The 8,215-nt window shown below is 28.8% G+C and carries 5 protein-coding genes and 1 pseudogene; 1 reads left to right on the top strand and 5 read right to left on the bottom strand.

Going from position 1 to position 8,215, the window contains the following annotated elements:
* Positions 1–1,456 (bottom strand): annotated as a pseudogene (locus tag WAO56_RS02210) (ATP-dependent DNA helicase); the annotation flags it as partial.
* A 166-nt stretch (positions 1,457–1,622) separates the two neighbouring features.
* Here WAO56_RS02210 and WAO56_RS02205 point away from each other — a divergent pair.
* Positions 1,623–2,777: an iron-containing alcohol dehydrogenase gene (locus WAO56_RS02205; protein ID WP_422143678.1), complete on the top strand. Its 1,155-nt coding sequence runs from the start codon at positions 1,623–1,625 to the stop codon at positions 2,775–2,777.
* 168 nt (positions 2,778–2,945) lie between these two features.
* Here WAO56_RS02205 and WAO56_RS02200 read toward each other — a convergent pair whose 3' ends face one another.
* The 4 genes from WAO56_RS02200 to WAO56_RS02185 all read right to left on the bottom strand — a co-directional run bounded on the left by WAO56_RS02200 (position 2,946) and on the right by WAO56_RS02185 (position 8,087).
* Positions 2,946–3,797: an aminoglycoside 6-adenylyltransferase gene (locus WAO56_RS02200; RefSeq protein WP_422143679.1), complete on the bottom strand. Its 852-nt coding sequence runs from the start codon at positions 3,795–3,797 to the stop codon at positions 2,946–2,948.
* Positions 3,790–4,401, bottom strand: coding sequence for an NUDIX hydrolase (locus tag WAO56_RS02195; RefSeq protein WP_422143680.1), 612 nt, complete (start codon positions 4,399–4,401; stop codon positions 3,790–3,792). The genes WAO56_RS02200 and WAO56_RS02195 overlap by 8 nt, the downstream gene beginning before the upstream one ends.
* Positions 4,402–4,550: 149 nt before the next feature.
* Positions 4,551–7,133, bottom strand: coding sequence for an ATP-dependent chaperone ClpB (clpB, locus tag WAO56_RS02190; protein ID WP_422143681.1), 2,583 nt, complete (start codon positions 7,131–7,133; stop codon positions 4,551–4,553).
* Between the two features lie 12 nt (positions 7,134–7,145).
* Positions 7,146–8,087, bottom strand: coding sequence for a DnaJ C-terminal domain-containing protein (locus tag WAO56_RS02185; RefSeq protein ID WP_422143682.1), 942 nt, complete (start codon positions 8,085–8,087; stop codon positions 7,146–7,148).
* Positions 8,088–8,215: the final 128 nt, after the last annotated feature.

The following is an 8,215-nucleotide window of genomic DNA, read 5'->3' as shown; positions in this document are numbered from 1 at the left end:
AAATTTTTACAAATTTAGAAAATTCAAAATATAAATCTAGTACATCATCATAATATGGTTTATTCTTTTTATCTGTTAAAAACTTTTCCATAGTTCTCATAGTAAAAATAATTTCTGATACAAAATCATCATCTATATATTTAGAAATATAATATTTATTATTTTCTGCTAATCTATAAAAATCATCTATTAAATTAGAAATTTTATTAAGAGCATTTTTAACTTTATAATCATCTTCTTCCAATAAATTAACAAGCTGATTTATTTTTTTCATAGAAATTTCTTTACTGTACATATCCCTTCCCCTATCTACAAGATTATGGGATTCATCTATTAAAAAAGTGTATTTTTCAACAGTTCCTTCAAAAAACCTTCTTAAATACACAGTAGGATCAAAAACATAATTATAATCACATACAACAAGATCAGAATATATTGCCATATCCAATTGAAATTCCATTGGACATACCTTATGTTTTTTTGAATAATCTATAATTGTTTCCATATTTAAAATTTCTTCATTTTCATAAATATCTAAAATAGCATCATTTACCCTATCGAAATGTCCCTTTGCAAAAGGACAATCCTTTGGATTACATTTTACCTCATCATTTATACATATTTTATCCTTAGCCGTTATAATAACAGCTTTAAACCTTAGTCCTCTATCCATTAACCTATATACAGCTTTGACAGCTGCTTCTTTAGTTGTGGATCTAGCAGTTAAATAAAATATTTTATCCGTTAATCCTTCACCAACAGCTTTAATTGAAGGAAATAAAGTAGACATGGTTTTGCCGATTCCCGTTGGTGCTTCTGCAAATAGTATATTCTTATCCCTTATGGTTTTATATACACCAACAGTCATCTTCCTTTGACCTTTCCTATAAGATAAAAATGGAAATTGTAAAGTTCTTATATGTTCATCTCGTTCTTTTTTAAATTTTAAAATCATAACACTAAAATCCAAGTACAAATCTAAAAGAGTAAAATAAAATTTTTCTAAGTCTGCTTTAGTAAATTTTTCTATAATTCTTTTTATATCGTCTGATTCCACTTGATAATATGTTAATTGAATATCTATTTCTTCCAAATTATTTTTAACACAATAAAAATAACCATAACATTTAGCTTGAGCCCAATGTAATGGATTTGAATTATATTTTAAATCTTCTAAATTTCTAGTAGTGGACTTTATTTCATCAATTAAAACTTCATTTCCTTTATGGTAAATACCGTCTGCTCTTCCTTCTACTGCAAAAATTAAATCCTTGTATTCTATTTCGTTTTTTAACACTACTTCTTTTTCATAGTATTTTCCATATTCTTTTTGAAGTTTTTGATGGATCTTTTGTCCTTCCTTCATTCTGCTAATACCTGTAAAAGTATTGTCTATATCTCCACTACGCATTACAAAGTCTATTAGTCCATGTACCGATAATTTTATTTTTTCCATATTTACCTCTTCATTAATATTATACTGTAAAGACAAATTTTTGTAGAATAAAATATATCTGGGACAGTAACATTCCTCTTGACATAATTTCATCCAATGGTATAATATTAATTAAAGATAGTTAAATATTTAATTATCATTTTCATGAGTTTAATAGGAGGTCATAATGCAAAATTTTAAAATACCTGGAGATATAGTTTTTGGTGAAAATGCTCTTTCCCATCTTACAACTTTAAAAGGAAATAAAGCCATGATTGTTACTGGCGGAAGTTCAATGAAGAAATTCGGTTTCTTAGATCAAGCAAGAAAATATTTAGAAGACTCAGACTTTACTGTTGAAATATTCGATGGCGTTGAAGAAAATCCATCTGTAGAGACTATTTTAAAGGGTAAGGAAGCAATGTTACAATTTGAACCTGACTGGATTATTGCGATTGGTGGAGGTTCTCCAATGGACGCTGCTAAAATAATGTGGGCTATGTATGAACATCCAGAAGTTACTTTTGAATACTTAGGATATGGAGAAAACTTTCCTAAATTAAGAAATAAGGCAAGACTTGTTTGTATACCTTCAACATCCGGTACTGCATCTGAAATAACAAGTACTGGTGTAGTAACAGATACAAAAAACCATGTTAAATATCCTATATCATCACCTGAAATAGTTCCTGATATAGCAATAATTGATCCAATTTTACCATCTAAAATGCCTAAACATATTACAGCTAATACCGGTATGGATGTACTAACCCATGCTTCAGAGGCTATTACTTCAACTGGTGCAAGTGACTACACAGATGCTTTGGCTATTCAAGCAATAAAATTAGTTTTTAAATATTTGCCAATAGCTTATAATGAACCGGATAATATAGAAGCTAGAGAAAAAATGCACAACGCTTCAGCAATGGCTGGAATGGCTTTTGCTTCAGCATCTTTAGGTATTTCTCATTCTTTAGCTCATAAAATTGGTGGAATGTTTGGAATAACTCATGGTTTAGCTAATGCAATTCTTTTACCTTATGTTACTCAATTTAATAGAAAATCCACCGATAAGGTTGATTGGATTGAAAGAGAATTAGGAATTGAAGATTTCCCTAATGCTATTAAAGAACTTAACAAAAAATTAAATATTCCTTTATCTTTTAAAGATACTGAGGGTTTTGGTTTAGAAGATAATAAAAAATTCTATGAAGAATTAAAAAACATGAGTGTTAATGCACAAGATGATCCTTGTACCTTAACAAATCCAAGGGAAACAAATCCAGAAATATTAGCCTTAATTTATAAGCATGCTTATAATGGTGAAGATATTACAGAATAAAATATTAGACTTAGAACTCCTCATGTAAGGAGTTCTTTTTTATTTATTTCTTAAGAAAATATTAAAAGTCGATTTTATACTATATTCTCCTTATTAATAAATAAAAAACTAGTTCCATTTAGATTTAGAACTAGTTTTGTTTTTTATTTTTGTATTATCTAATAATATCTATTGTGCATACATGTTCCAAACTTCTCTTAAATATTTTACTATTTCCCTATCTGCTTCTTTTGGATATAGATATTCAAGTTTTTCTGACACATGTAATCCTTCTTTTCTAAAAAGCATACAAGCATTAAATAAAGCCGTCCAAAGTTTATCTTTATCTGGTGAAGGATATGTTTCCAGTAATTTTTCATAATGGGATTTTTCTAAATAGGTTTTCATATTTTTATCATATGCACCAATATTTACACTAAAGTCATACTGACAACCAATATAGTACAAGGTCATTTTATCAAGTCTGGCTTTTAATTTTGTAAATAAATTCATACTATAAATAATTTCCGATCTATAAAGACCTCGTGCAATTTTTAATGCGTAAATAAAAAACTCATTACAGCATTTTAAAAATTCTTTTTGAGTAGGTTTAAGCTGCCTATATTTAACGTCTGTTATTTTAACATTTCCTACAAGTCCATTATTTTTATCTATATGTATTTTACACAAACTATCTACATCTATATAGGATTGGACATCATCATATTTAAAGAAAGTAAAGTCTACAATAGTAAGGTCATCAATAACAGCAATATACCTTAAAACATCACCAAAATAATTATTCATCATTGATAGTCCATCTTCTTTTTGTAGTATAAAACTACTTTCTATTATTTCCTTCATTGATTCTAAAAGGGCAATTTCATTTAAATCCTTTACCCCTAAAATCAATTTAAATCCCATTAAGGAATCCTTACTTATTGTTGTATTTACACGTTCCCCTGTTTCCAATAAACAAACTATATTTTTATTATTGTATACAATTTTCATCATTGCACTTAATAAATTTTCTTTATTCATTAATTTCACCTTCACATATTTCTATAAACTTTGAAATAATCTTAGCTGTTAAACCCCAAATTAAAGGTTTCGTATTTTCATAAAAGAAAATATCATTATTTACTTCACTAAAACGATAGTTCTTTCCATTTGGTATTAGTTCAAAAGGAAAATCCTTTTCGAAATTATTTTTTAAACTACTACTGTATACTTTAGGTTTGTTTTTCAAAAAATAATCTATAGGATAGGTAAATAAATATTCTACTTCCTTATTTGATTTAAAATTATCTATATTGAAATTCTCAACTTCTCCTATAAACACCCATATTATAGAATGGTTTAAATCATATAAATAATCCATTTCTCCAACAACATTAATTCTCTTTATGTTTATCCCTAATTCTTCAGAAGCTTCTCTTTTAGCTGCTAACAAGGGAGTTTCTCCTACCTCAACTTTACCTCCAGGTAATGAAACCTCTCCTGGCTGTGAAATTTTTCTACCTCTTTTTTCAAATATTATATGATCTTTACCATTAATTTTCGCAATTAAAATTATTACACTGTATTCTTTTTCCATTCCTATAGGTTTGGGATTATAATTTTGAAAAATTCTTTCTATGTTCATTACCTCACCTACATATATTCTAATTTAAATATAATACTTAAGCAAATATTATATTTTCTATATCTTAATAACAAACAATCAAAATCAAAAATAGAAAAAGCATCCTAACTTTAATAGATTAACTATTAGGATGCTTTGTATTTATATACTTATCTTACATATAATTTAAGTTCTCCGTTTTCTACAGATATTACTACATTATCCTTATCTTGAACTTCTCCTTTTAACAACATTCTACCAAGTTCTGTTTCAATATATTTTTGTAAGAATCTCTTTACCGGTCTAGCACCATATTGAACATTATATGCTCTTGCCATTATTAATTCCTTTGCAGCCCTATCTAAAGTAATGGAAATTTGTCTATCTTCTAGTCGACTTTCTATGTCTGCAATATTATGGTCTACTATTTCATAGATTTCATCTTCAGTTAAAGGCTTAAACATTACTATATCGTCTACCCTATTTAAAAATTCCGGTTTAAAGGTTGCCTTCATTTGATTCATTACATTTTCCCTTGCATCTGTTGATATATTTCCTTCTTTGTCTATACCTTCTATTAAATATGATGAGCCAATATTAGATGTCATTATTATTATAGTATTCTTAAAGTCTACTGTTCTACCTTGGTTGTCTGTTAATCTACCGTCATCTAATACCTGTAATAGAATATTAAATACATCAGGATGGGCTTTTTCAATTTCATCAAATAACACTACTGAATATGGTTTTCTTCTTACAGCTTCTGTTAATTGCCCTCCTTCTTCGTATCCAACATATCCTGGAGGAGAACCTACAAGTCTTGAAACAGAATGTTTCTCCATATATTCTGACATGTCTATTCTAACTAGATTTTTTTCATCATCAAACATAGCTTCAGTTAATGCTTTAGCAAGTTCTGTTTTTCCTACACCTGTTGGTCCTAAAAATATAAAGGAGCCTATTGGTTTTCCAAAGGATGCTATTCCTGAACGTGATCTAATTATTGCCTCTGTAACTGCATCTACAGCTTCATTTTGTCCTATAACCCTTTGATGTAGAACTTCATCCATATTTAAGATTTTATCTCTTTCTGTTTCTACTAATTTACTTACTGGAATACCTGTCCATTTAGAAACTACATCAGCTATTTCCTCTTCTGTTACCTCTTCTTTTAACATTGATTCATCTTCTGCGTTTTTAGCTGTAATTTCCGCTAATTTTGTTTCTAATTCGGCTAATTTACCATATTTTAATTGGGAAAGTTTTTCAAAATCGTATTTTCTTTCAGCTTCATCCATTTGAATTCTTACACTGTCGATTTCCTCTTTTAAATCTTTAACTTCATCTATACTCTTCTTTTGACTTCTCCATTTTTCGTAATTAGCATCATATTCATTTCTTAAATCTTGAAGTTCCTTTTCCAAGTCCTCTAAACGTTTCTTACTTAAATCGTCTTCTTCTTTCTTTAAAGCAGCTCTTTCAATTTCCAATTGTAATATTCTTCTATTTTGTTCATCAAGATCTGCCGGCATAGAATCTATTTCTGTTCTAACCATAGCAGAAGCTTCATCCATTAAATCTATAGCCTTATCAGGTAAAAATCTATCTGTAATATATCTATCAGACATAGTTGCACAAGCTATTACAGCACCATCGGAAATTCTTATTCCATGATGGATTTCATATTTTTCTTTAATACCTCTTAATATGGAAATTGTATCTTCAACTGTTGGCTCATTTACTAAAACCTTTTGGAATCTTCTTTCTAAGGCACCATCTTTTTCAATATATTGTCTATATTCATCTAAGGTAGTTGCACCAATTGTATGAAGCTCTCCTCTAGCCAACATTGGTTTTAACATGTTTGATGCATCCATTGCACCTTCTGTTTTACCTGCTCCTACTAAAGTATGAAGTTCATCAATAAACAATATTATTTCTCCATCTGAATCCGTTATTTCTTTTAAAACAGCCTTTAGTCTTTCTTCAAATTGTCCTCGGTATTTAGCTCCAGCAATTAACGCTCCTAAATCTAGGGCGAAGATAGTCTTATCCCTTAGGGTTTCTGGAACATCATTATTTACAATTCTTTGTGCTAAGCCTTCTACTATAGCAGTTTTTCCAACTCCCGGTTCTCCAATTAAAACCGGATTATTCTTTGTTCTTCTAGATAGTATTCTTATACAGTTTCTAATTTCTTCATCTCTACCTATTACCGGATCAATTGCACCCTTTCGTGCATCAGCCGTTAAGTCCCTACCATATTTTTCAAGAGCATTCATAGAACTTTCTGGATCATCTGTTTCTATTTTTGCACTTCCTCTTATTTCCTTTAAGGTTTTTTTAAAGCCTTTCAAATTTATATTAAATCTATTAAAAATTGCTGTACTTGAAATACTTTTTTCTTTTAGTATTGTCATATAAATATGCTCAACAGATATAAAACTATCTCCCATTGACTTTGCTTCATCTTCAGCTTTTAATAAAATTCTTTGAAAAATTGTTGAAGGATAAATATTTGAAGAACTGTCTTGTCTTGGTAATTTGTCTAATTCATTTGTCAATGCAATAGTATAAGCATTAACATCTACTCCCATTTTATTTAAAACTCTTTGAATAACCCCTTCAGTGTCAGCTACTAAAGCATAATGTAGATGAATATCATTTACTTCCGGATTACCATTTTTAATAGCAATATTTTGAGCATCTTGTATAGCTTCAATTGATTTTTGAGTAAATTTATTTAAATCCATATTTTATCCTCCTTATATAGATTTTCTTAATTCTTCATATAATTCTTTTTGTCTTTTTGTTAAATGATTTGGATTTTGTATTTGTATTTCTAAAAATAAATCTCCCTTTTCACCTTTCATATTTCTAAATCCCTTATTAGCCAGTCTAATTCTTTTACCTGACTGTATTTCCTTAGGAATATTAACCTTAATTTTTCCTTCTAAAGTATCAACTACAACTTTTCCTCCAAGAGCAGCTTCCCAAGGATATACATTTACTTTTTTAATTATATTTAGTCCATCTAAAGTGTTTTTTTGGTCTATAACGTTGATTTTTATATAAATATCGCCATCTAAACCAATTTTTTCTCCCTTGGTCTTAATTTTTTTACCTGGTAAAATCCCTTTAGGTATTTTTACATTTAAAGATTTATTTTCTCCATTGACATTTAAATATAAGGTTTTTTCAGCACCATCAAAGGCTTCCTTTAAGCTAATTGATATTTCGGTGTCATATCTTTGTCTTTGAGGTTTACTTCTTCCTCCAAAACCTGAAAACACATCTCTACTACTTTTTCTAGAAGATGAGTTGTTTCCAAAACCTCCTCCGAAAAACATATTGAAGAAGTCTGAAAATCCTCCACTATCTCCTGATGAAGTATAGGTATATGTTGTACCATTTTTCCCAAATCCACCAAAATCGCCAAAATCAAAACCATATTGAGATGGGTCAAAATTTTGACCTCCTGTAAAATCATAATTAGAACCAAATTGGTCATATTTTTGTCTTTTATCTTTATCGCCTAATACTTCATAGGCTTCATTAATTTCCTTTAATTTCTCAGAAGCTTTTTCATTTCCTTGATTTAAATCAGGATGATATTTTTTCGCTAACTTTCTATATGCTTTTTTAATTTCAGCATCGGTAGCGGATTTATCTACCCCTAATATTTTATAATAGTCTTTATACTCCATAATATCCTCCCTTACAAAAAAATTGTGTAAATGGATTATGATACAAATATTATATTAATACCAAAATCCTTTTACATAATTCATTATTCTTTGACTTTCTTTGACCTTATTGTTATTATACTACTTTA

The sequence above is a fragment of the Miniphocaeibacter sp. genome (assembly GCF_049276255.1).
In the GTDB taxonomy this organism is placed as follows: domain Bacteria; phylum Bacillota; class Clostridia; order Tissierellales; family Peptoniphilaceae; genus Miniphocaeibacter.
Note: the sequence above shows the minus strand (reverse complement) of the source record. Positions and strands in the feature narration are given on the sequence as shown.

What these genes read in the sequence shown, in the direction of transcription:
- WAO56_RS02205 (WP_422143678.1), top strand. Translation starts at nt 1,623, where the DNA reads ATGCAAAATTTTAAAATACCTGGAGATATAGTTTTTGGTGAAAATGCT.
- WAO56_RS02200 (WP_422143679.1), bottom strand. Translation starts at nt 3,797, where the DNA reads ATGAATAAAGAAAATTTATTAAGTGCAATGATGAAAATTGTATACAAT.
- WAO56_RS02195 (WP_422143680.1), bottom strand. Translation starts at nt 4,401, where the DNA reads ATGAACATAGAAAGAATTTTTCAAAATTATAATCCCAAACCTATAGGA.
- clpB (WP_422143681.1), bottom strand. Translation starts at nt 7,133, where the DNA reads ATGGATTTAAATAAATTTACTCAAAAATCAATTGAAGCTATACAAGAT.
- WAO56_RS02185 (WP_422143682.1), bottom strand. Translation starts at nt 8,087, where the DNA reads ATGGAGTATAAAGACTATTATAAAATATTAGGGGTAGATAAATCCGCT.